This is a genomic window from Kitasatospora sp. NPDC001660, from assembly GCF_053596725.1.
This window is the reverse complement of sequence record NZ_JBSFGU010000015.1, coordinates 77,547-98,673: the sequence shown is the minus strand read 5'-3', so window position 1 is coordinate 98,673 and position 21,127 is coordinate 77,547. Positions and strand designations below refer to the sequence as shown.

Annotated in this window: 18 protein-coding genes; 7 read left to right on the top strand and 11 right to left on the bottom strand. The window is 75.1% G+C overall.

Features of this window, described 5'->3' with window-relative positions:
• Positions 1 to 3: 3 nt before the first annotated feature.
• Entirely contained in the window at positions 4 to 942 is a 939-nt protein-coding gene (locus ACWCXH_RS18685; protein ID WP_449802512.1) for an A/G-specific adenine glycosylase, read from the bottom strand.
• A 192-nt stretch (positions 943 to 1,134) separates the two neighbouring features.
• Here ACWCXH_RS18685 and ACWCXH_RS18680 point away from each other — a divergent pair, with 192 nt between their 5' ends.
• The gene (locus tag ACWCXH_RS18680) at positions 1,135 to 2,049 is read left to right on the top strand and encodes a hypothetical protein (RefSeq protein WP_449802511.1); all 915 of its coding nucleotides are present in this window, start codon (positions 1,135 to 1,137) and stop codon (positions 2,047 to 2,049) included.
• 102 nt (positions 2,050 to 2,151) lie between these two features.
• Here ACWCXH_RS18680 and disA read toward each other — a convergent pair whose 3' ends face one another.
• Positions 2,152 to 3,210, bottom strand: coding sequence for a DNA integrity scanning diadenylate cyclase DisA (disA, locus tag ACWCXH_RS18675; RefSeq protein WP_449802583.1), 1,059 nt, complete (start codon positions 3,208 to 3,210; stop codon positions 2,152 to 2,154).
• A 202-nt stretch (positions 3,211 to 3,412) separates the two neighbouring features.
• Positions 3,413 to 4,924, bottom strand: a complete 1,512-nt coding sequence (gene radA, locus ACWCXH_RS18670; protein WP_449802510.1) for a DNA repair protein RadA — start codon at positions 4,922 to 4,924, stop codon at positions 3,413 to 3,415.
• Positions 4,925 to 5,108: 184 nt separating this feature from the next.
• Here radA and ACWCXH_RS18665 point away from each other — a divergent pair, with 184 nt between their 5' ends.
• Positions 5,109 to 6,986, top strand: coding sequence for a BACON domain-containing protein (locus ACWCXH_RS18665; protein ID WP_449802509.1), 1,878 nt, complete (start codon positions 5,109 to 5,111; stop codon positions 6,984 to 6,986).
• A gap of 155 nt (positions 6,987 to 7,141) precedes the next feature.
• Here the strand turns inward: ACWCXH_RS18665 and ACWCXH_RS18660 are convergent, their stop codons facing one another.
• The 6 genes from ACWCXH_RS18660 to ACWCXH_RS18635 form a co-directional block, all read right to left on the bottom strand.
• Positions 7,142 to 8,476, bottom strand: coding sequence for a DUF1254 domain-containing protein (locus ACWCXH_RS18660; protein ID WP_449802508.1), 1,335 nt, complete (start codon positions 8,474 to 8,476; stop codon positions 7,142 to 7,144).
• Between the two features lie 40 nt (positions 8,477 to 8,516).
• Positions 8,517 to 9,905 (bottom strand): DUF1254 domain-containing protein, encoded by a 1,389-nt coding sequence (locus ACWCXH_RS18655; RefSeq protein WP_449802507.1) that lies wholly within the window; start codon positions 9,903 to 9,905, stop codon positions 8,517 to 8,519.
• A 154-nt stretch (positions 9,906 to 10,059) separates the two neighbouring features.
• A complete protein-coding gene (locus ACWCXH_RS18650) occupies positions 10,060 to 11,109 on the bottom strand; it encodes a family 2 encapsulin nanocompartment cargo protein polyprenyl transferase (RefSeq protein ID WP_449802506.1) in 1,050 nt (349 codons plus the stop codon).
• A 261-nt stretch (positions 11,110 to 11,370) separates the two neighbouring features.
• Positions 11,371 to 12,792, bottom strand: a complete 1,422-nt coding sequence (locus tag ACWCXH_RS18645) for a family 2B encapsulin nanocompartment shell protein (RefSeq protein WP_449802505.1) — start codon at positions 12,790 to 12,792, stop codon at positions 11,371 to 11,373.
• A 266-nt stretch (positions 12,793 to 13,058) separates the two neighbouring features.
• A complete protein-coding gene (locus ACWCXH_RS18640; RefSeq protein WP_449802504.1) occupies positions 13,059 to 13,604 on the bottom strand; it encodes a methylated-DNA--[protein]-cysteine S-methyltransferase in 546 nt (181 codons plus the stop codon).
• A gap of 172 nt (positions 13,605 to 13,776) precedes the next feature.
• Positions 13,777 to 14,010 (bottom strand): hypothetical protein, encoded by a 234-nt coding sequence (locus tag ACWCXH_RS18635; RefSeq protein ID WP_449802503.1) that lies wholly within the window; start codon positions 14,008 to 14,010, stop codon positions 13,777 to 13,779.
• A 488-nt stretch (positions 14,011 to 14,498) separates the two neighbouring features.
• Between ACWCXH_RS18635 and ACWCXH_RS18630 the strand changes: the two genes are divergently transcribed.
• From ACWCXH_RS18630 to ACWCXH_RS18610, 5 genes are all read left to right on the top strand, one after another.
• Positions 14,499 to 14,966 (top strand): hypothetical protein, encoded by a 468-nt coding sequence (locus ACWCXH_RS18630; protein ID WP_449802502.1) that lies wholly within the window; start codon positions 14,499 to 14,501, stop codon positions 14,964 to 14,966.
• A 220-nt stretch (positions 14,967 to 15,186) separates the two neighbouring features.
• Complete coding sequence (locus ACWCXH_RS18625; protein WP_449802501.1) at positions 15,187 to 15,840, top strand: class F sortase; 654 nt, start codon at positions 15,187 to 15,189, stop codon at positions 15,838 to 15,840.
• A gap of 142 nt (positions 15,841 to 15,982) precedes the next feature.
• Positions 15,983 to 16,858 (top strand): hypothetical protein, encoded by an 876-nt coding sequence (locus tag ACWCXH_RS18620; RefSeq protein ID WP_449802500.1) that lies wholly within the window; start codon positions 15,983 to 15,985, stop codon positions 16,856 to 16,858.
• 26 nt (positions 16,859 to 16,884) lie between these two features.
• Positions 16,885 to 17,625 carry a two-component system response regulator CseB gene (gene cseB, locus ACWCXH_RS18615; RefSeq protein WP_449802499.1) on the top strand — a complete coding sequence of 247 codons (741 nt, stop codon included), beginning with the start codon at positions 16,885 to 16,887 and terminating at the stop codon, positions 17,623 to 17,625.
• Positions 17,622 to 18,824 (top strand): sensor histidine kinase, encoded by a 1,203-nt coding sequence (locus ACWCXH_RS18610; protein WP_449802498.1) that lies wholly within the window; start codon positions 17,622 to 17,624, stop codon positions 18,822 to 18,824. Before cseB ends, ACWCXH_RS18610 begins: the two co-directional genes overlap by 4 nt.
• Positions 18,825 to 18,984: 160 nt before the next feature.
• Here the strand turns inward: ACWCXH_RS18610 and ACWCXH_RS18605 are convergent, their stop codons facing one another.
• Entirely contained in the window at positions 18,985 to 20,574 is a 1,590-nt protein-coding gene (locus ACWCXH_RS18605) for a protein kinase domain-containing protein (RefSeq protein WP_449802497.1), read from the bottom strand.
• A complete protein-coding gene (locus tag ACWCXH_RS18600; protein ID WP_449802496.1) occupies positions 20,571 to 20,987 on the bottom strand; it encodes a hypothetical protein in 417 nt (138 codons plus the stop codon). The genes ACWCXH_RS18605 and ACWCXH_RS18600 overlap by 4 nt, the downstream gene beginning before the upstream one ends.
• Between the last annotated feature and the right edge of the window lie 140 nt (positions 20,988 to 21,127).

The window sequence follows — 21,127 nt, the reverse complement described above, 5'->3', positions numbered from 1 at the left end:
CGCTTACTGCGGGAGGCGGTAGACGCCCTGCTCGACGGGCTCGACCAGGCCGTCCGCCACCAGGCCGTCCAGGGCCCTGGCCCGCTGCACCGCGTCCGGCCAGACCGCGTCCAGCCGGACCTGCTCGACCGGACCGTGGGCCTCGCGCAGCACGGCGAGCAGCTTGCCGCGCACCTGCCGGTCCGTCCCCTCGTAGGACTGGCCGCGCCGCGCCGGGCCATCGTACGGCGGGCGGCCGGCCCGCTGCCAGGCGCAGTGGGTGAACAGCGGGCAGTCGCCGCACTCGGGGCCGCGGGCGGTGCACACGAGCGCACCCAGCTCCATCACGCCGACCGCCCAGGTGGCGGCGGTCTCGGCGTCGTCGGGCAGCAGCGCGGTCGCCGTCCGGCGCTCGGCCGCCGTGGTGGCCTGGGCGGGGTACTCGACGCCGGTCACCGCGCGGGCGAACACCCGGCGGACGTTGGTGTCCAGCACGACGTGGCGCTGGCGGAAGGCGAAGGACGCGACGGCGGCGGCCGTGTACTCCCCCACCCCGGGCAGCGAGAGCAGCGTGGCGTGGTCGTCCGGCACCTCGCCGCCGTGCTCCCCGGTGATCGCCACGGCCGCCGCGTGCAGCCGCAGCGCGCGCCGCGGGTAGCCGAGCCGGCCCCACATCCGGACCGCCTCGCCGGGGGCCTCGGCCGCGAGGTCGGCCGGGGTGGGCCAGCGCTCCAGCCACGCCTCCCAGGCGGGCAGGACCCGCTTCACCGGGGTCTGCTGGAGCATGAACTCGCTCACCATGACCGCCCAGGGTGACGCGTCGGGGGTGCGCCAGGGGAGGTCGCGCTTGCTGGCCTCGTACCAGTCGAGGACGGTCGCGTGCAGCGCCGGCAGCGGGAGGGGCAGCCGGGGCGGCGGACCCGCGGGGGGAAGAGGGGCAGTGGTGGCGGTGATGGAAGTCATGGCCCTTCGATCCTCCCACGCCCGTGGACCCGACCGAATCGGAGGATTGAATTCCGGATCTCCGGGGGAATTCCCGGGGAACACGCCGAAAGGCCTCCCTCGAACGGCTCAAATGGCGGATCATGTGAAGGAAGGGGCGACTGTGCGGTGTTGGTGCGTCAAGCGACACACACTGTCTCGTAGAGTTTGGGCGTGCCCTCTCTGCGTCAACCCGTGGGACCGCTGCCGGCCTCGATCTACTGGCGACGGCGCCTCGTCGTGCTCGCCGCCGTCGCCGCGGTCATCGCCCTCATCGCCTGGCTGATGTCCGATCAGGGCGGCGGCAGTGACGGCGGATCACAGAGCAAGGCCGCACAGGCCGCGCCACCCCAGAGCCAGGCGCCCGCCCAGGCCATCACGCCCGGCGCCTCGCCGAGCGGCCCCGCGGCGCGCCCCGGCGGCGGCAGCACGGGCGGTTCCGGCGGCAGCGCGGGCGGGGCGGTCCCCGGCTCCGGCGGGGGCGGTGGCGAGGTCAGCCTCAGCACCGGTGGCAACGGCGGTGCGCCCAGCCCGGCCCCCGGTGGCGGCGGTGCGGCGACGGGCGGCGCGGCAGCGGGCGGTGGGGCGACGGGCGGTGCGGTCGGCGGCGCGGGTGGTTCCGGCGGCAGCGCGGGCGGGGGCGCCCCCGCGGTGAACACGCCCGACGTGATGGCGCTGCCGATCTGCGCCACCTCGCAGGTGGCCCTGGAGCTGGCCAGCACCCAGAACTCGTACCAGTCCAAGGACAAGCCGCGGTTCGCCCTGACGGTGAAGAACTCCTCCGGCGCCAACTGCCGCGTGGACCTGGGCCGGACGACCTCGGTGATCACCGTGACCGCCGCCAACAAGGGCGACCGGGTCTGGTCCTCCGGCGACTGTCCGACCGACCGGGGCAGCCTCTGGGTGCAGCTCCCGGCGAACGGCAGCCAGATCGAGACGTTCACCTGGGACCGCAGCCGCAGCAAGCCGCAGTGCGCCACCCCCGACCCGACGCCCCCGGCGAACGACACCTACGTCGTGAACGCCGACCTCACCGGCCTCACCGGCGACAAGGTCTCGGCCCGCATCTCGATCCGGCTGGACGGCTGACCACCCGCCAGCCCGCCGCACGACGAAGCCCCCGATCCGCGAACTGCGGTCGGGGGCTTCGGTGTTCCGCGGGTAGGCCGCGCCCGACGATCCGTCGGACCGTCAGACGTAGCGCTCCAGAATGGACGATTCGGCAAGGCGGGACAGGCCCTCACGGACCGAGCGGGCCCGGGTCTCGCCGACGCCCTCGACCGTCTGCAGGTCGTCGATGCTCGCGGCGAGCAGCTTCTGCAGCCCGCCGAAGTGCTCGACCAGGCGCTCTATCACCGTGTTGGGCAGCCGGGGGATCTTCGCCAGCAGCCGGTAGCCGCGCGGCGAGACGGCGGAGTCCAGCGACTCCGGCGAGCCCGAGTAGCCGAGCGCCTTGGCGACCGTCTGCAGGTCGAGCAGCTCGGCGTGGGTGAGCGCCTCCAGGTCGGCCAGCACCTCGGTGACCGTCCGGCCCTTCTTGGCGGCCCGCTCCGGGAAGTAGTCCCGGGCGACCAGCTCGCGCTCCGGCTCCACGCCCGCGATCAGCTCGTCCAGCTGGAGCGAGAGGAGGCGGCCGTCGATGCCGAGCTCCAGCACGTAGCCGGCGATCTCGGTGGCGATCAGCCTGACCATCTCCAGGCGCTGGGCGACGGCGGTGACGTCCCGGACCGTCACCAGGTCCTCGATCTCCAGCGCGGACAGCGTGCCGGCCACCTCGTCCAGGCGGAGCTTGTAGCGCTCCAGGGTGGCCAGCGCCTGGTTGGCGCGGGAGAGGACGGTGGTCGAGTCCTCCAGGACCCGGCGGGTGCCGTTGACGTACATCGCGATCAGCCGCATCGAGTGCGAGACCGCGACCACCGGGTAGCCGGTCTGCCGGTTGACCCGCTCGGCGGTGCGGTGGCGGGTGCCGGTCTCGTCGGTGGGGATGGTGGAGTCCGGCATCAGGTGGACACCGGCCCGGACGATCTTGGTGATGTCCTTGTCCAGCACCACCGCGCCGTCCAGCTTGCACAGCTCGCGCAGCCGGGTCGCGGTGAACTCGACGTCCAGGACGAAGCCGCCGGTGCAGATCGACTCGACGTTCCGGTCGAAGCCGAGCACGATCAGACCGCCGGTGTTGGCCCGCAGGACCCGCTCCAGGCCGTCACGCAGCCCCGTGCCGGGCGCGATGGCGCTGAGGGAGGCCCGCAGCAGGGCCTCCTCACGGGAGGACTTGTCCGCCCCCCGGTCGCTGGCTGCCACGTGACTCCTCCGGTCGACCCCGTACCGCGCGCCTCGCGCCGTGCGCCGGCCTACGGTCTGTTGCTCTGTCGCTCAGTACCGCTCGGTACTCGCCTTCTCGTCAATGAGACAGGGGAAAGTCTAACTGCGTGCGGCGGAGGCAGGGCTTGGGTCAGCGCAGTTCGTCGGAGTCGAGCGGCTCCCAGCCGTCCATCAGCTCCTCCGGGTAGGCGGCGACCCGGGCCTGGCGCGGGGCCGGCGGCGCCGACGGTGCCTCACCACGCGCCTCGCCGCGCGGCTTGGCGGAGGCCCGGCGGCGGCCCGGAATGGCCCGGAGCGCCTCGCCGATGTCGGCCACCTCGACCACCTTCATGCCCGGCGGCACCTTGCCCGGGTCCGGCGGGACGAGGGCGTGCGTGAAGCCCAGCCGGTGCGCCTCCGCGAGCCGCCGCTGCACACCCGTCACCCGCCGCACCTCGCCCGCCAGCCCGACCTCGCCGATCGCCACCAGGTTGCTCGGCAGCGGGGTGTCGGAGGAAGAGCTGGCCACCGCGAGCGCGACCGCGAGGTCCGCGGACGGCTCGCTGAGCTTCACCCCGCCGACCGTCGCGGTGTAGATGTCCTGCTTGCCGAGCTTCACGCCGCCGTGCCGCTCGACGACGGCCAGGATCATCGCGATCCGCGGCGACTCCAGGCCGGAGGTCGTCCGGCGCGGCGACGGGATCTGCGAATCCACCATCAGCGCCTGCACCTCGGCCACCAGCGGGCGCTTGCCCTCCAGCGTGACGGTGAGGCAGGTGCCGGGGACGGGCTTGTCACGCCTGGTCAGGAAGAGGCCGGACGGATCGGCCAGGCCGGCGATGCCCTCGTCGTGCAGCTCGAAGCAGCCGACCTCGTCGGTGGCGCCGTAGCGGTTCTTGATCCCGCGGATGAGCCGCAGCCGGGCGTGCCGGTCACCCTCGAAGCTCAGTACGACGTCCACCAGGTGCTCCAGCAGGCGCGGGCCGGCGATCTGGCCGTCCTTGGTGACGTGGCCGACCAGCAGGGTGGCCATGCCGCGCTCCTTGGACGCCCGGATCAGCGCGTTCGCCACCTCGCGGACCTGGGCCGGGCCGCCGGGGGCGCCGTCCAGCTCGGCGGAGGCGATGGTCTGCACCGAGTCGAGGATCAGCAGGCCGGGGCTGACCGCCTCGATGTGCCCGAGCACCGCGCCGAGATCGGACTCGGCGGCGAGGTAGAGGTGCTCGGAGAGCGCGTTGATCCGGTCTGCGCGCAGCCGGACCTGGCCGGCCGACTCCTCGCCGGTGACGTAGAGCGTGCGGTGCTGGGCGGTGGCCGCCTTGGCGGCGACGTCCAGCAGCAGGGTGGACTTGCCGACGCCGGGCTCGCCGGCCAGCAGCACGACGGCGCCGGGGACCAGACCGCCGCCGAGCACCCGGTCCAGCTCCGGGACGCCCGTCGACCGGGCCGTCGCGACCTGGCCGTCGACCTGGGCGATCGGGCGGGCCGGCGCGCTGACCGGGCCGGCCGCCGTGGTCCGGATCGGCACCGCGCCGTACTCCTCCACCGTGCCCCAGGCGTTGCACTCCGGGCAGCGGCCGACCCACTTGGGCAGCTGGTTGCCGCACTCGGTGCAGCGGTACGCCGGGCGCGGTTTGGCGGTGGTCTTGGTACGGGCAGCCATGGGGCCCACCGTAGCGCCTGGGTCTGACAGTGACGGGCGCGCCTTTGCGGAGCCGGGGGTGTGCGCCGGTTCCGCCCCCGGGCGTCCCGGGCGTCCACACATGTGGGCGATGCTGTTACCCGAAAGAAGTACATGCGCCAGGAATCGGCCGGCCGCGCCGCCCGCCGTCCCTACCGTCGGACGGGTGACAACGCGTACTGATGGACCGCCGCACCCGGAAGGGCCGGCACGTGCCGCAGGACCGGCGACCGCCGTGCTCGCGGCGTACGACCGGCAGGCGGACGGCCTCTTCACCTACTGCCTCTCGGTGCTGTGCGAGCACGACACCGCCGCCGACGCCCTGCACGAGGTCCGCGAGCTGGCGCAGCGGCACGGCGCGCGGCTGGCCGAGCCCGGGCTCGTCCGGGCCTGGCTGTTCTCCCTGGCCCGGTACTGCTGCGTGCGGCGGCTCTCGGACGGGACCGGTCGCGCGTCCGGCACCGTGCTGACGGAGGCCGAGGCGGCCCGGCGGCGGCGCGAGCTGGCCTCGCTCGCCTGGCCGGAGGCGGCCGGGACCGGCCCGGAGCAGCGGGAGGCCCTGGAGCTGTCGGTCCGGCACCGGCTGACCCCGCTGGAGGTGGCGGCGGTGCTCGGGCTGCCGTTCGACGCCACCCGGACACTGCTCGGTGCGGCGGAGGCGGAGGTGGCGCGGACCAGGTCGGCGCTGCTGGTGCTCGGGGTCGGCAGCTGCCCGGAGCTGAACCGGCTCGGCGGCGCCGGGGCGGAGAGCTGGCGGGACTGGGTGCTCGGGCCGGCGCTGCGGCGGGAGCTCGTGCAGCACGTCGTCGACTGCCCGACCTGCCGGGGGACGGCGGAGCGGGTGGCGGGCGAGGCGGGGGACGGGACCGGGCTCTCGGGGCTCGCGGGGCTGCCGTTGTTGACGGCGCCGGGCTCACCGGCGGAGAAGGACGAGCGCGGCGGGGTGGTGACGTACCCGTCGGCGCAGGCTGCCGCGGCTGGGCGGAGTGCGGGAGCGGGTGCACGTGCGGGAGCGGAGGCGGCGGTCGAGCCGGGGCTGCGGTTCGACCAGAGCGGCTTCCCTCGGCACCGGGCACCGGACGCGGGGCGGGGCCTGGCCGTCCGGCGGCGGGTGGTGACCACCGGGGTGCTCGCGGCCGTGCTGGCGGCACCGGTGGTCGCGCTGTGGGCCGGGCACCGGGGTGGCGGCGGGCCGGGTGCGACGGCGGCGGTCTCGTCGGTGCGGGTGGACGGGGCCGGGCGGCAGGCGGCACAGCGACCGCCGGAGGTGGGGATCGACGCGGCGCAAGGCGGTGCGGCAGGGACGGGCGCCACCGACGGGGCGAGGGTGCCCGGGATGGAGCTCGCGGGGGCCGGGGCAAGGAGTGCAGAAACGTTGCTTCCCGGCTTCCGCGGGCCCGAGTTCCAGGGCCCCGCCGTTCCGGTGCCCGGCCGGGGCACGACTGCGCTCGGCAGTCCCACGCTGATCGCCGCTCCTGTGGCGGCAGCCGGGTCGGCGGCCGGGTCCGGCGGGGCGGCCCAGCCCGCGCCGGCCGGGCTGCTCACCGTCGAGGCGGGCGAGTACGGCAGCCGGACGGTCCTCACGCTCACCAACTCCGGTGGCACCGGGATCCGCTGGCACGCGGTCGTGGACGCGGCCTGGCTCCGGCTCAGCCGGGACTCCGGGACGCTCGAACCGGGCCAGCGCATCACGGTGATCGTCACGGTGGACGACGACCTCGCCCCCGCGACGCACTGGACGGCCCGGATCGCGCTCCCGCCGTCCCAGGCCGTGGTCACCCTGGAGGGCGGCCCGCAGAACCGGGGCGGCTCCACCTCGGCGCCCGCCGCGCCGACGCCGGCCCCTCCGGCGACGGCCACGGCGACGCCCGCGCCCAGCACCACCCCGACCGCCACGGCCTCGCCCGGCACGACGCCCGCGCCGACGCCTTCGCCGACCGGCACACCGGCGCCCACACACTCGGCCGGCCCGACGGCCACGGCGTCCCCGAGCGCGACGGCCACGGCACACCCGACAGGCGGCGCGTCGGCGTCGCCGCACTAGGCCCGGCCTCGAACTCCCGCCGTCCGCTTGAAGGGCGGGCGCGGCGGCGGTCAGGGTGCGGGCGGCGCGAGGTGGGGGGGTGGGGGCGCCTCGCAGGTGCTGGGGTGGCGGGCGGGGGATCGGAGCGGGGCTCCGGGGCTCTGCTCCGCGGGGTGTCAGCGGCGGTGGATCGGGGGCACCTGGTACGTGCCGTCCAGGACGGACTGCTTCGGCTGGTAGAGCCGGATGATCGGGCGGAACTCGCCCTCCGGGGTGGGCAGCCAGTTCGCCAGTTCCGTCGGGTCCTCGGGCTCCTCGTGCTGGAGGGTCAGGGTGAGCGAGCCGTTCGCGCCGTACACCAGGCCGGGGGTGCGGTCGCCGATCGAGTAGCGCTCGATCGGGTTGGCCACGAGGTAGTAGTCGGGCACCGAGTACATCGTGACGGACCAGAACGCCTCGGCCGGCGGCGGCTGGTCGAAGCGGAGCGTGTAGCGGTGCGCGCCGCTGAGCGGGCGGCCGTCGGAGTCGTCGTACGTCACCGCGTACGAGGCCTCGTAGGCGTGGTTGCCCCACAGGCCCGCGCGGGCGGCGGCGGCGCGGCTGAGGTAGCCGGCGCGGCGGTCGGGGATGCGCCACTCGGGGTCGTCGATGGTGCCGGGGCCCAGGTGGTCGATGTTGTAGTCGAACAGGTGCAGCGCCGAGCGCCACTCCCCCGGCGGGTGGTCCTCGGGCGGGCGGGTGGCCGCCTCGACCCGTTCGCGCCCGGCGGCGAGGCCCTTGAGCAGGGTGTGCGTCCATTCCGGGGCCGCCGCGCGGTACGGGGAGACGCCCTCGTCCAGGAGGCCCAGCGGGGCCAGGCGCCGTTCGTACTCGACGTCGGGGCCGGCGGGCGGGAAGGCCCGCATCCAGACCCGCATCCGCTCGAAGAACGCGAGCCGCTCGGGCACGTCCTGGTCCGGCTCGGGCAGGCCGGCGACCAGGCCGCCCGGTTCCAGCGGGGTGAGGGTGAGCGCGCCCTGGAGGCCCTTGACCCTCGGGAGGTCGTCCGGGCCGGCGCAGGCGAAGCGGCCGACCACGGTCGCGACCGTGGTCGGCGCCTCGATCACCTTCTCCGGGTCGGGCGGGGTGCCGTGCCAGCCGGGCGGGACGAGCAGCCAGGTCTGCGCGCCGGTACCGGTGGCGCGGCTGCCGAGGTAGGCGAAGTTGTCGGTCCACGCGTCGACGAACTGCAGCACGTAGTAGGCCCCGGCGGTGTCCGGGACGTGCAGCACCTGGGGGCCCTCGGAGAGGTCGAGCTGGGCGATCGAGTAGACGGTGTCGTTGTTGACCGAGACGAAGTCGTCCCCCGGTCCGGCCAGCCGGGTGGCGTGGCTGAAGCGGTTGAACGTCGCCGCCGGGAGGGTGCCCATCCCGCCCTTGGTGAAGCGCTCGACCATGGTGAGGCCGGCGACGAGCGGGTAGCCGTAGACGTACGCGTCGGCGGCCAGGGCCTCCAGCTCGGGCTGGGTCATCGGGTGTCCTGTCTGTCCTTGGGGCGGTGCCGGCCGGGGTTCAGCGCGGGGTGAGCGGCGGGAGCCGCCAGCGGCCGTCGAGCACGCGCTCTTCGGGGCCGTAGAGCCGCAGGACGACGGTGAACGGGCCGTCCGGGGCCGGGAGCCAGTTGGCTGAGTGCTGGGCGTCGGCGGGCCGCTTGTGCTGGACGTAGAGGGTCAGGCCGCCGTCCGGGTCGTGGACCAGGCCGGGGGTGCGGTCGCCGATCGCGTAGCGGTCGAGGGTGTTGTCGACCGGCCGGCGGTCCGGGAGCTCGTACATGGCCGCGGACCAGGAGAAGCGGGCGGGCGGGAGCTTCCCGGGGCGGAAGCGGATGGTGTAGTCGCGGTCGCTGGCGTTGGGCGGCCGGTGGCCCTCGCTGTCGGCCGCCCAGCCGCCGTACCAGGCCTCCTCGGCGGGCAGCCCGTACGGGCGGAGCCGGGCGCCGAGGGCCTGGCCGAGGTAGTCGGCGCCGACCTGGTCGCGAGTGCCGGCGAGGCCGGACGCGTCGGGACGGGCGGCGGCCTCGCGGTCCAGCCGGGCGCGGGCGTCGGCGATGCCGCGCTCGATCTCGGCGCGCACCTCCAGCGGGAGGGCGGCGGGCTCGAACTCGCCGCGGCCGTCGATCCCGAGGTCGGTGAGGCGGCCGCGCAGGTCGAGTTCGGCGGGCGGGAGCCGGACGGCGGCCGGGCGGTGGGGCGACGGGAGCGGGAAGAAGCCGAGCAGGAAGTCGAGGAAGGAGAGGAACTCGATGGTGTCCATCACCTCGTCCCGCCAGACCGGCCAGACCGGGGCCGGGGCGGGGGGCGGCGCCGGGGTGCCCGCGTACGCGTGCAGCGGCCGCAGCCGGTACTGCTGCCGGACCGCCTCCATCGCGGCGACGTCGGCGGGGTCCGGCCCGGCGAGGTGCGTGCGGGCGACGATGCCGACCAGGCGGGTGGCGGTGCGGATCACGCTCCGGATGCCCTGCGGTGCCTCGCCCTGCCAGTCGGGGCCGGCCACCAGGTGGTCGCCGGCCTCCGGGCCGGTGGCGCGGGCGCCGACGAACCCGGCGTACACGGTGTCGAGTTCGTGGACCGGCAGGACGTAGTAGCGGCTGTCGGCGGGGACGGAGACGACCCAGGGCTCGGCGCGCAGGTCGAGCCAGGCCGAGGAGGACGGGGTGTCGCGGTCGACGGTGCCGCTGTCGGGCGCGGCGACGCCGGTGCGCGCGGGGGTGGTGACCACAAGGGTGGACGGCGGCGGGTGGTGGCGGAAGACGCCGAAGCCACCGACGTACGCCGGGTCGGCGTCGTCCAGCGCCTGCGCGTACAGGGTGCGGTAGTTCCGCAGGATCGGGTAGCCGCGCAGCCACGCCTCGGCAGTCGTCGCACGGACGGTGGTCGGATCGACGAGTGCCGGGCTGACCATGCTGTCGCTCTCCCCACGCAGGATTCGAACCACGCAGGATTCGGACGAATCGCTACATAGGGGATGCTAGGCGGGGAGGCGCAGGTCAGCACCTGGAAGGGGACGCGACGGGAGCGGGAGGTCGGCCGGGCCGGCCTCCCGCTCCCCCGCACGATCAGTGGGTGCGGCGCGTCACCAGCTCGGCCAGCGCGAGCAGTTCGTCCGCCTGGGCCGGTTCGGGCACGGCCACGGCCAGCAGGTCCATCGCCGCGGCCATCCGGTCGCAGGACGCGCCCTGCGCCCAGCCTCGCCCGCCCGCGCCGTCGACGGCCGCCGCGCAGAGCGCCAACTCCTCGGGCCCGAGTGGCCGTTCCAGTGCGTACAGCTCGGCGAGCCGGGCACCGTCGGGGGTGTTCGAGCCGAGCGCCGCGACCACCGGCAGCGACTTCTTCCGGGCCACCAGGTCCGCCCCGACCGGCTTGCCGGTGACGGCCGGATCCCCCCAGATGCCGATCAGGTCGTCGATCAGCTGGAACGCCAGGCCGATCTCCCGCCCGAAGCCGTCCATCGCCTTCGCCGCCTGCTCGGACGCGCCGCCGTACTCCGCGCCCATCGCGCAGGCGGCGCCGAGCAGGGCGCCCGTCTTCGCCTCCGCCATCGCGAGGCACTCGGCGAGCGAGACGTCGTCCCGCTGCTCGAAGGCGCAGTCGATCTGCTGGCCCTCGCAGAGCTCGACCACGCAGCCGGTGAGCCGGCGGACGGCGGACCGGGCGGCCGGGTGGGTGTCCTCGGCCAGCAGCCGCAGCGCCAGCGAGTGCATGGCGTCGCCGGCCAGGATCGCCTCGGTGGTGCCGAACACCCGCCAGGCGGTGGGTCGGTGGCGGCGCGTCTCGTCGCGGTCGATGACGTCGTCGTGGAGGAGGGTGAAGTTGTGCACCAGCTCGACGGCCGCCGCGGCGGCGGTGGCCGCGGCCGGGTCGCCGCCGAGGGCCTGGGCGGCGGCGAGGACCATGGCCGGCCGGATCGCCTTGCCGGAGGGCGAGGCGGAGGGCGAGCCGTCCGCCCCCCACCAGCCGAAGTGGTAGCCGGCGACCTTGCGCATCGCGCCCGGCAGCGAGTCGACGGCGGCCCGCAGGACCGGGTCGACCAGGCCGCGGGCCCGGGCGAGGACGCCCTCGGCCTCGTGGCCCTCCTTGTGGTCCCGCTCCAGCGTGGGGCTCGTCATGGGTTCCTCCCCCTGATGACCTGTCGTGAGAAGGCCGGCCGTCACCCTGGGGCGACGCGGCCGGCCGGTGCGCGGTAGGGCGCGCGGGGGCGCCGCTCGGCCCGGGGAGACGGGCTCGGGGCCGGACGGCACTCGGTGCGGACGACGTGCGCTGCGGACGGCCCCGGCGGACGGCCGGCCCGGCGGTGCTCCGCCCTGCCGGCAGTGGCCGCCCCAGCGCTGCGCCGTCCTGACGCTGTACGACCCCACCGCCGCGCCGTCCTAACGCTGCGCGATGTCCACGTTTTCCAGGACGCCGATCGCGTCCGGCACCAGGATCGCGGCCGAATAGTAGGCGCTGACCAGGTAGGAAATGATGGCCTTCTCGTCGATTCCCATGAACCGCACCGAAAGGCCCGGCTGGTATTCGTCCGGAATTCCGATCTGGTGCAGGCCGATGACGCCCTGGTTGTCCTCGCCGACACGCATCGCGATGATCGAGCTGGTCTGGCCGCCGCTGATCGGGATCTTGTTGCACGGGAAGACCGGCACGCCGCGCCACGAGGTGACGTGCTTGCCCTCGACCTCGACGGTGCCCGGGTAGAGGCCGCGCTTGTTGCACTCTCGGCCGAAGGCGGCGATCGCCTTCGGGTGGGCGAGGAACATCCTGGTGCCGCGGCGGCGGCTGAGCAGGTCGTCCATGTCGTCCGGCGTGGGCGGGCCGGAGTGCGTCTGGATCCGCTGGTCGTACTCGGCGTTCTGCAGGAGGCCGAACTCGGGGTTGTTGACGAGCTCGTGCTCCTGGCGCTCGCGCAGGGCCTCGATGGTCAGCCGCAACTGGTGCTCGGTCTGGTTCATCGGCTGGTTGTAGAGGTCGGCGACCCGGCTGTGCACCTTGAGGATCGTCTGGGCGACGCTCAGCTCGTACTCGCGCGGCTTCAGCTCGTAGTCGACGAAGGCACCGGGCAGTTCGAACTCGCCCTCGTGGCCGGAGGCGAGGTCGATCGCGGCCTCGCCGTGCTTGTTCTGCGCCTGCTGGAAGCCGTTCAGGTACTCGATGATCTGCAGCTGCAGCGCCTCGGAGCGGTCGTGGAGCTCCTGGAAGGCGGGCCACTGCAGCACCATCACGGTGCCGGCGGTGGCCGCCTTCACCGTGTAGGGCCAGGTGTTGCCGTCCTGCTGCAGGGCCTCGTCGCCGAGGTGGTCGCCGTCGGCGAGGGTGCCGATGACGGTGTCCTCGCCGTACTTGCCGGTTCCGATCCGCTCCAGCTTGCCGTGCGCGATGACGAAGACCTCGCTGATCTCCGCCCCGGCGGAGACCAGCACGTCACCGGCGGAGAACTCCCGTTGCACGAAGCGCCCGGCCAGCTCCTCCAGGAGGGCTTCGTCCTGGAAGCCGCGCAGCACCGGCACCTCGGTGAGGCTCGGCGGGACGATCCGCACCTCGGCACCCGTCTTGACGAAGCTCACCCGGCCGCGGCCGATCGAGTAGCGCAGGCGACGGTTCACCCGGTAGGTCCCGCCGGACACCTGGACCCACGGCAGCATCCTGAGCAGCCAGCGCGGGCTGATGCCCTGCATCTGCGGCGCGGACTTGGTGGTCGTGGCGAGGTTCCGGGCCCCCGCCGTGCTCAGACTCTGCTGCTGCCGGATCTCCGGCTGCCCGCCCGGCCCAGGAATACCGGCATTGGTTTCGGTCGACATAGGGAGCCCTTCGCAAACCCGATGAAGTGTCGCCTTGCATATTCATGGTGCAACTTCATGGTGGGCCCGTTCGGAGTCACGTCGCAATCACTCATTCGAGTGGTTCGGAATAACCGAACAAATAGTGCGACCAGATCACTTGATCGATATTTGTTCGATTGCCGATTCGAACTCGCCGGAATGCCGGATGCCATCCTCTCGCATCCCGCGCGCACGGAGTGCCGCTTCGCCGCTGGAACCGGGCGGCTTCGGCGGCAAGTGCACTGCTACAGCGGGCCGTTCCAGTCGAGGGTCGGCTCCAGCACCCCCTCCAGGGTCAGCAGCCAGCGCTTCACCTCGATCCCGACCCGGCCGCCGCCGAAGCCCCCGATGCCGTCCGACGCCACCACCCGGTGGCAGGGCACGAGCAGCGCGACGGGGTTGGCGGCCATCATCTGCCCGACCGTGCGGGCCGCCAGGCCGGGCTCGGTCACGCCCTCGAACACCCCGCTGCGCGCGGCCAGTTCGCCGTAGGTGATGGTCCGCCCGTACGGCACCTCGCGCCACAGCGTCCGCAGCACCGTCCGGTGCGGGCCGCTGCTCAGGCTCCAGTCGATCGGCAGGCCGGGCTCCCGGCTGCGGCCCGCCAGGTAGGCGCCGATCCGGTCGGTCACGGCGGCGATCTTCGCCTCGTCGGTGCAGACCGGCGTCTCGCCGTCGCGCCCGCCGTAGCCGACCGCCGCGACGCCCAGCGGCGTCACCGCGACGTGCATCGGGCCGCTCGGCAGCGGCGTCGGCACGGTGAGCCAGGACATCGACCAGGACTGCGGCACGCTCGGGCCCCCACCCTCACCCTCCACCGGGCCGGCCACCGGCCGACCCGGCACCCGGGAGGCGTGCGGGAACCGCCCGCCCCGCGCGTCATCGTACGGCGGGTCCGGTGCGCCGGCGGCCGTCGGCGGCCGTCGGCGGCCGCCCGTCACGCCCCGGCGCCGGGTCCTCGCGCTAGCGCCGGCCCTTCAGCTGCGCCGCGAGCGCCCGGGACCAGCGCGACAGCTCGGCGCGGTCCGGCGCGCGGCCCTCGCACAGCGCGGCGAGCTGCGCGTCGTTGATCCGGTTCGGCCCCGGGATCTCCAGCAGATAGGCCAGTTCCTCCAGCACGGTGGTGAGCCGCACGGCGTCCGTGTGATCGAGGGCCACCGCGGCCTCGTGGTGGCTGATGGTGAGCGAACCGGGCATGGCCAACCTCCTCCGTCCACCCCCGCACCCTCCACCGTACGACCGCCCCGCCCGCGCCGCCCGCGCCGCCCGGGGGCGAGGCCGGGGGCGGGGACGGTTCGCGCGGGCGGGGTGGGATTGTCGGCGTCGTCCCGCCCGGGTGCGCCCCGGGGCGGCCCAGGTCGGATCCTCGCCGCCCTCCCAGGGGCGGGTGCGCACCTCCGGCACGGCCAACACCGAGACTGCGGCGGCGAGTTGGCAGAGTGCGCCGAGCGGCAGGACGGTGTCCGTCCCCGCCGGCACCGCCCTTCGCCGGTCGGTGGTGTTGCGAAGCGGCGTTACGGAACGGTGTTACGAAGCGGCGTTACGAAGCCGGTCAAGGGCGTTACGAAGCCGATGGACCGCCGTGACGCGACCGGCCGGGGACCGCGACACGGGCTCCCTAACGTCACCGTCGACGCACCGGCCGCAGGGGCCGGGAGGCGTCGACCACGAAGGAGAGACACCGCATGAGCAGGAGCCGTACCGATCGTGCGCCGGGCCGCCGGGTCCTGGCCGTCTGCGCCCTGACCGGGGCCGCGCTGCTGACCGCCCTGACCGGCGGGCAGGCGTGGGCCGACGGGTCACCCGTGCCCGTCCCGGCCACCCCGAGCGCCGGCCCCGCCGCCGCGGGCACGGCCGTGGCGCCGCAGGGCGCGCCCGTCCGTCCCGCGCAGCCGCCCAGGCCCACCGCCTCCGCGCCCGCCGCGGCGGTCGTGCCCACGGAGCCCACCGCCTCGCCCGCGCCGCCGCGCACCCCGGAGGCCCCCCGGCCGCAGGTCCGCGAGGTGCCGAAGGGCGCCGCCCAGGCCGGGGACGGTTCCACCGCGACCGACGGCAACGGCCTCACCCTGGCCGCCGGCGGTGCCGTCGCGGCCGTCGGCGCCGGGGCGCTGGGCTTCGCCGTCCTGCGCCGCCGCTCCGGTGCGCGCGGCTGACACCGGCCCCGAGCCCGCCGGGCACCCCGGCGCCGCGCCCCCGCGTCCGGCCAGGCGGGGTGGCGGCGCCGGGGCGGCCCCGGCGGCGAGCGGGGCACCGGTCGGCGGGCGACGGCGGCGCGCCGCCGGGCGGGGGCGAGTCGCCGGGCAGGGACGAGTCGGCGGGCAGGGACGAGTCGGCGGACGGGGGCGGCGGCGCGGACCGCAGCGCGGGCCGGGCGTGGTCCGTCGGGCCGTCGTCGGGGCGGCCGGGCTGCTCTGCCTGCTGCTCGGCACGTCGGTGGCGCTGTCGTCCCGGGACACGCCGGTCGTACGGATCGAGGCCTCGGCGCACGGCAGCGCGACGGACGCTGCGACGCCCGGCCCCGCACCGGCGGCCTCCGCACCGGACGTCACCGCGCCGCCCACCGCCGCGCCGAAGGCCCTCGCCGCCTCGGAACCGACCCGCCTGCTCATCCCGTCCGCCGGTGTGGACGCCCCGGTGACCGGCCTCGGCCTGAACGCCGACGGGACGGTCCAGGTGCCGTCGGCCGACCGGGCCGAGGAGGTCGGCTGGTACCGCAACGGCCCCACCCCGGGCGAGACCGGCCCCGCCGTCCTCGTCGGGCACTACGACACCGTCCACGGCCCGGCCGTCTTCCGCCAGGTGCCGAAACTGCGGCCGGGCGACCTCGTCCGGGTGCGGCGCGCGGACGGCACCACCGTGGACTTCAAGGTCCGCTCGCTGCTCCAGGCCGCCAAGGACCGGTTCCCGACCGACGCCGTCTACGGTGACACCCCCGCCCCCGCCCTCAGGCTCATCACCTGCGGGGGCCGGATCGGCTCGGACGGCCACTGGACCGACAACATCGTCGTGCTGGCCGACCTGGCCTGAGGCGGCGGCACGGAACCGCCGACCACCGCCCGCACGACCTACTCAGGAGGCACGGGGACGCGTGCCGGAACGGGCCGACGCGCGTCGGCCCGGGCCAGTCGCGGCACACCGGTCACCACACACCAGGAGGACGAGCGCCGACGTGGCAGCAGCATCCCCGCCCCGCCGCCGGCCCGCCGCCGCGCCGATGGCCGCTCTCGCGGCCGTGGCCGTCCTCGTCGCCCTCGCCGCCATGGCGGTCGGCCGGGCCACCCCCGGCGGACTGCGGGACCACGGCCCTTCGCAGCCGGTGACGCCGCCCCCGGTGCCGCAGCCGCTCTGGCCCGGCCTGGCCGCCTCGCCGTCCCCGTCCGCCACCGGGACCGGGTCCGCCACCCAGGCGCCGCCGCGGCCCGTACCCGACGTGACCGTCCCCGGGCGGGACATCACCGCGGTCGACGTCCGCACCGTGCTCACCGAGGACCCCGAGGTGAGCACGGAGGAGCGGCACGCCCTCGGCTCGTGCACCGAGTGCGAGGTCCGCAGCCCCGAGTTCCGCGACCTCACCGGCGACGGGAAGCCCGAGCTGATCGCCGCCGTGGGCGTCCCCGGGCAGGTCGTGCTGCACGTCTACACCCTGGCTGACGACCGGCTCGTGCCGATCCTGCGGGTCAAGCTGCTGCCGACTTTCAGCGCCGAGACCGTCGGCACCGACCTGTGGCTGCGCGAGCCGACCACCACCTCCCTCCTCACCACCAGCCACTACCACTGGGACGGCGTCCGGCTCGTCCGACTGGAGCAGAAGGTCGAGGGCGTCGGCCCGCTGCCCGGCCCCACCGTCCCCCCGGAACCGGCGACGGGCGCCGTCCCCCCGGGCGGCCGCGTCCCCGTCCCCGTCCCTGTCCCCGTCCCCGTCCCCGTCCCCGTCCGCCCGACGGTCGGGCCCGAGCCGGCCCCCGCAACGGCCCTCCCGTCGCCGCGCGCCTCCGTCCAGGCCCCCTCCCGGCCGACGCCGGCCCTCCCGGGAGCGCATCCGTGAACCCCGACGCCCTAGCCTCAGCAGCCATGACCCCTGCCGCCACGCCCACGCAGCCCCGCATCCTGCTCGTCGAGGACGACGAGGTGATCCGCGAGGCCACCCGGATGGCCCTGGAGCGCTACGGCTTCCCCGTCGCCACGGCCGCCGACGGCCTGGAGGGGCTGGAGGCGTTCCACGCCGTCCGGCCCGACCTGGTCCTGCTGGACGTCATGCTGCCGCTCCTCGACGGCGTCGGGCTGTGCCGGCGGATCCGCGAGGAGAGCCAGCTGCCGATCCTGATGATGTCGGCGCGCACCGATCCTGTGGACGTCGTGTCCGGGCTGGAGGCCGGGGCGGACGACTACGTGGTCAAGCCGTTCGAGAGCGCGGTACTGGTCGCCCGGATCCGGACGGTGCTGCGCCGGGTCCGCGTGGTCGCGGTCCCGAACGCCGATGCGTCCGCCCCTGTCGCCTCCCCCTCCCCCGCGCCTTCCCCCACCGTCCGCAGCTTCGACGGCATGCAGGTGGACACCGACAGCATGGAGGTCCGGGTGGACGGCCGCCTCGTCCCGCTCACCCCCACCGAACTGCGGCTGCTGCTGGAGTTCACCGCCGCGCCCGGCATCGTGCTGGAGCGCTCGACCCTGCTCGAACGCGTCTGGGACTACGAGTGGGGCGCCGACACCCGCGTGGTCGACGTCCACGTGCAGCGGCTGCGCGCCAAGATCGGCGCCGGACGGATCGAGACCGTCCGCGGGTTCGGCTACAAGCTGCGGCGGCCGGCATGACGCTGCGCCGCCAGATCGCCACCGCCGTCGCCGCGATCTCCGTCCTGGTCGCGGTGGCCGTCGGCCTGCTGGTCCACCAGGCGATGATCCGTCAGCACGTCGACCAGGCCCGCGCCACCGCCCTCGCCGCCCTCGACTCCTCGCTCGGCGCGTACGGGCGCGGCGAGGCCCTCGCCCACGGCGCCGCCGTGGGCGACCCTTCGCTGCCCACCCGGCTGCGCGCGCTCGCGTCCGACGGCCGGCGGGGCACGCTGCTGGCGGCCGGCCCGGACGGCGAGACGATGTGGGCGGCCGGGCCGGCGCAGAACGGGGCGCTCTCCGTCCGCGTGGACTTCACGCAGGACCGGCAGGCGATCGCCGACCTCGACCGGATCATCCTGCTCACCGTCGTCGCGGCCGTCTTCACCACCGTCCTGGCCGGCGTGCTGGTCGCGGACCGGATCAGCCGCCGCCTGCGCACCGCGGCCACGGCCGCCCGGGGCATCGCCGCCGGCCGGACGGACACCCCGATCGGCGAACTCGTCGACGGGCGCGACGAGGTGGCCGACCTCGCGGCCGCCGTCGACCAGATGTCCCGCTCGCTGCACCGGCGGCTGGCGGACGAGCAGCGCTTCACCGCGGACGTCGCCCACGAGCTGCGCACCCCGCTCACCGGCCTGGTCACCGCCGCCGAACTGCTGCCGCCCGGCCGCCCCACCCAGCTCGTCCGGAACCGGGTCCAGGCCCTGCGCGCCCTCGTCGAGGACCTGCTGGAGGTCTCCCGCCTCGACGCCGACGTCGAGACCCCGGACCTGTCCGCCGTCCCCCTGGAACGGGCGGTGCGCCGCACCGTCACGCTCACCGGCCTGGACGTGGACGTCACGGTGACCGCCGACGCCGAGGTGCGCACCGACCTGCGCCGGCTGGACCGCATCCTCGGCAACCTCGTCCTCAACGCCCACCGCCACGGCGCCGCCCCGGTCGAACTCCACGTCGACGGCCACCAGATCACCGTCCGCGACCACGGCCCCGGCTACCCCGACGACCTCCTCGCCCACGGCCCCCAACGCTTTCGCACCAACGCCCCCGAACGCGGCCGCGGCCACGGCCTCGGCCTCACCATCGCCACCGGCCACACCCGCGTCATCGGCGCCGCCCTCACCTTCGCCAACCACCCCACCGGCGGCGCCCTCGCCACCCTCACCCTCCCCACCACCTGACCGGGGCCCTCCCCCACGTTCCTGGTGATCGCCGCGCGGGCATGCCGACTCCGTGCCAGGGAGGGCATGCAGAAGGGGGCCGCGTGACGGGTCCGGTGGTCAAGGTGTGCCGGAGGTCGGGGTTCGTACGCCGGCCGTGTCCTCCTCGCCCCGTCGACGGCTACGGACGGCGGTCCTTCCTGCCGTCCCGCAAGTCCCATTCGTCGAGGGTGCGCCGGGCTTCGGCGGCGAGCGGGTGGTGCGGGCCGTAGAGCCGTTCGGTGTCGAGGAGCAGTCGGAGCTGGGCCGTGCGGGCGCCGGTGTGGTCACCGGTCGCGAAGAGCAGGTGTGCCGTGCGGCTGCGGACCTCCAGTGCGAACACCGGATCGTGGTCGGCGAGCCGGTCCAGCTGGGGAAGCAGGGACCGGTACTCGGTGAGTGCCGAGACGTGGTCGCCGAGGTGCTCCAGGCACTGCGCTGCCTCGACGCGGAAGCGCAGTGCCTGCGGGTCGGTCGGGCCGGCCTCGGCGGAACGCTGCTCGATCAGGAGCCTGAACTCCGGCAGTGCGGCGCGGAACTGACCGTCCTCCAGCAGGGTCGCGGCGTACTGCTTCCGCAGCATGTGGACGACGGGAGAGTTCCGGCTGTGGGCCTCCGCGGCAGCGGACAGCGCTCCGCCGAGCACGCTCACGGCCTGGGTGATCCGACCCGTGTCCAGCAGCCCCTTGGCCTCCTCGACGGCGGCGGCGATGTCGGCCTTCCCGCCGACGGGTGCGGGAGGGCCCGGGTGCGGGTCCGCGGCGGGCACGGTCGGCACGGTCGGCGGGTGCGGTGACCGGCCCGGCAACTGCCCGCTGTGCCAGGGCGCGTAGGGCTGCCGGAACGGCCGGGTCGGGTCCATCGGCACACCCGGGCCGTCGGGGCGGTTCGAGGCGGGCCCGGGCAGCAGGGGCGCCAGCGCCCGATAGACCTCCGCCGCATCGGCCGGACGGTCCCGCGGGTCCTTGGCGAGCAGCCACAGGACCAGGGCCTCCAGTGGTTCCGGCACCTCCGGCCGGACCCGGCGCAGTGGCAGCGGCGGCTCGTGGAGGTGCCGATGCAGCACGCCCAGCGCGGAGGAACCGGCGAAGGGGACCGTGCCGCTGAGCAGTTCGTGCAGGATCACGCCGAGGGAGTAGAGGTCGGCGCTCGGACCGACCTCGCCCCCCACGGCCTGCTCGGGCGCCATGTACGCGGGGCTGCCGATGGGGGAGCCGGTGAGGGTGAGCCGCGTGGTGTCGGAGTCGAGGACGGCGGCGACACCGAGGTCGAGCACGACGACGGTGCCGTCGGGACGGACCATGACATTGCGCGGCTTGAGGTCGCGGTGCACGGCCCGCACCGCGTGCACGGCGGCCAGCACCGCGCAGAGCTGCGCCGCCACGGCGACCGCCCACGGCCAGGGGTAGGGATCGTGCTCGGCCAAGTGGTCGGCCAGGTCCGCGCCGTGGACGTACTGCATGGCCAGGTAGAGGTCGTCGCCATCGCCGGCGGCATCGTGCACGGTGACCAGTCCGGGGTGATCGACCTGGGCGGTGACCCGGCACTCCCGGACGAAGCGCCGCCGGACTCCGTCGAACTCCTCCGCTTCGGTCATCCGGTCGGGCCGGAGCAGCTTGACCGCCACCCACCGGTCCAGGGTGCGGTCGTGTGCCGTCCACACCTGGCCCATTCCGCCCTGTCCGATGAGCGTCGCCAGCTCGTACCGCCCGGCGACGAGCCGGCCCTTCATGAGCGCTCCTGCTGTTCGAGGTAGGCGCTCAGTTCGTCGAGCCCGGCCCTGACCTGCCCGATGCGGTCCTGGCGCGGCAGCCCCGGGGGCGGGTAGCCCGGCTGCACCGGCGGCAGTGCCACGGGGGTTCCCGGGCCGGGAACCACCGCGTCCGAAGGCTGCGGCCGCAGGTCGACGGCGAGGAAGTACGCCGGGACGAAGACCATGGTCCCGAGCAGGATCACCACCCCGGTGGTGGCCTGCCAGCTCTTCTGCTCGGACGGCCCGATCAGTGCCAACCCGCCGACGGACGCCGCCGCCACCGCCACCAGCAGCAGCCAGTCGCGTCTGCGGCGGTGCACGAGCGCGAGGTACAGCATTGACATCCAGCCCAGCATGCCGATGGTCAGCACCGGAACGGCGGTGAGAACCACCCGGAGAAGCACCCTCCACACACGCGCGCCACGTCGAGGCGGCGGCGCTGTGGGGACGGGGCCGTACATGGGCCAGCTCCTGCTCGGCGGAGGTTGATCGGTGATTGCCGGGGTCAGCCTACCGACCCCTCCGCCGCACG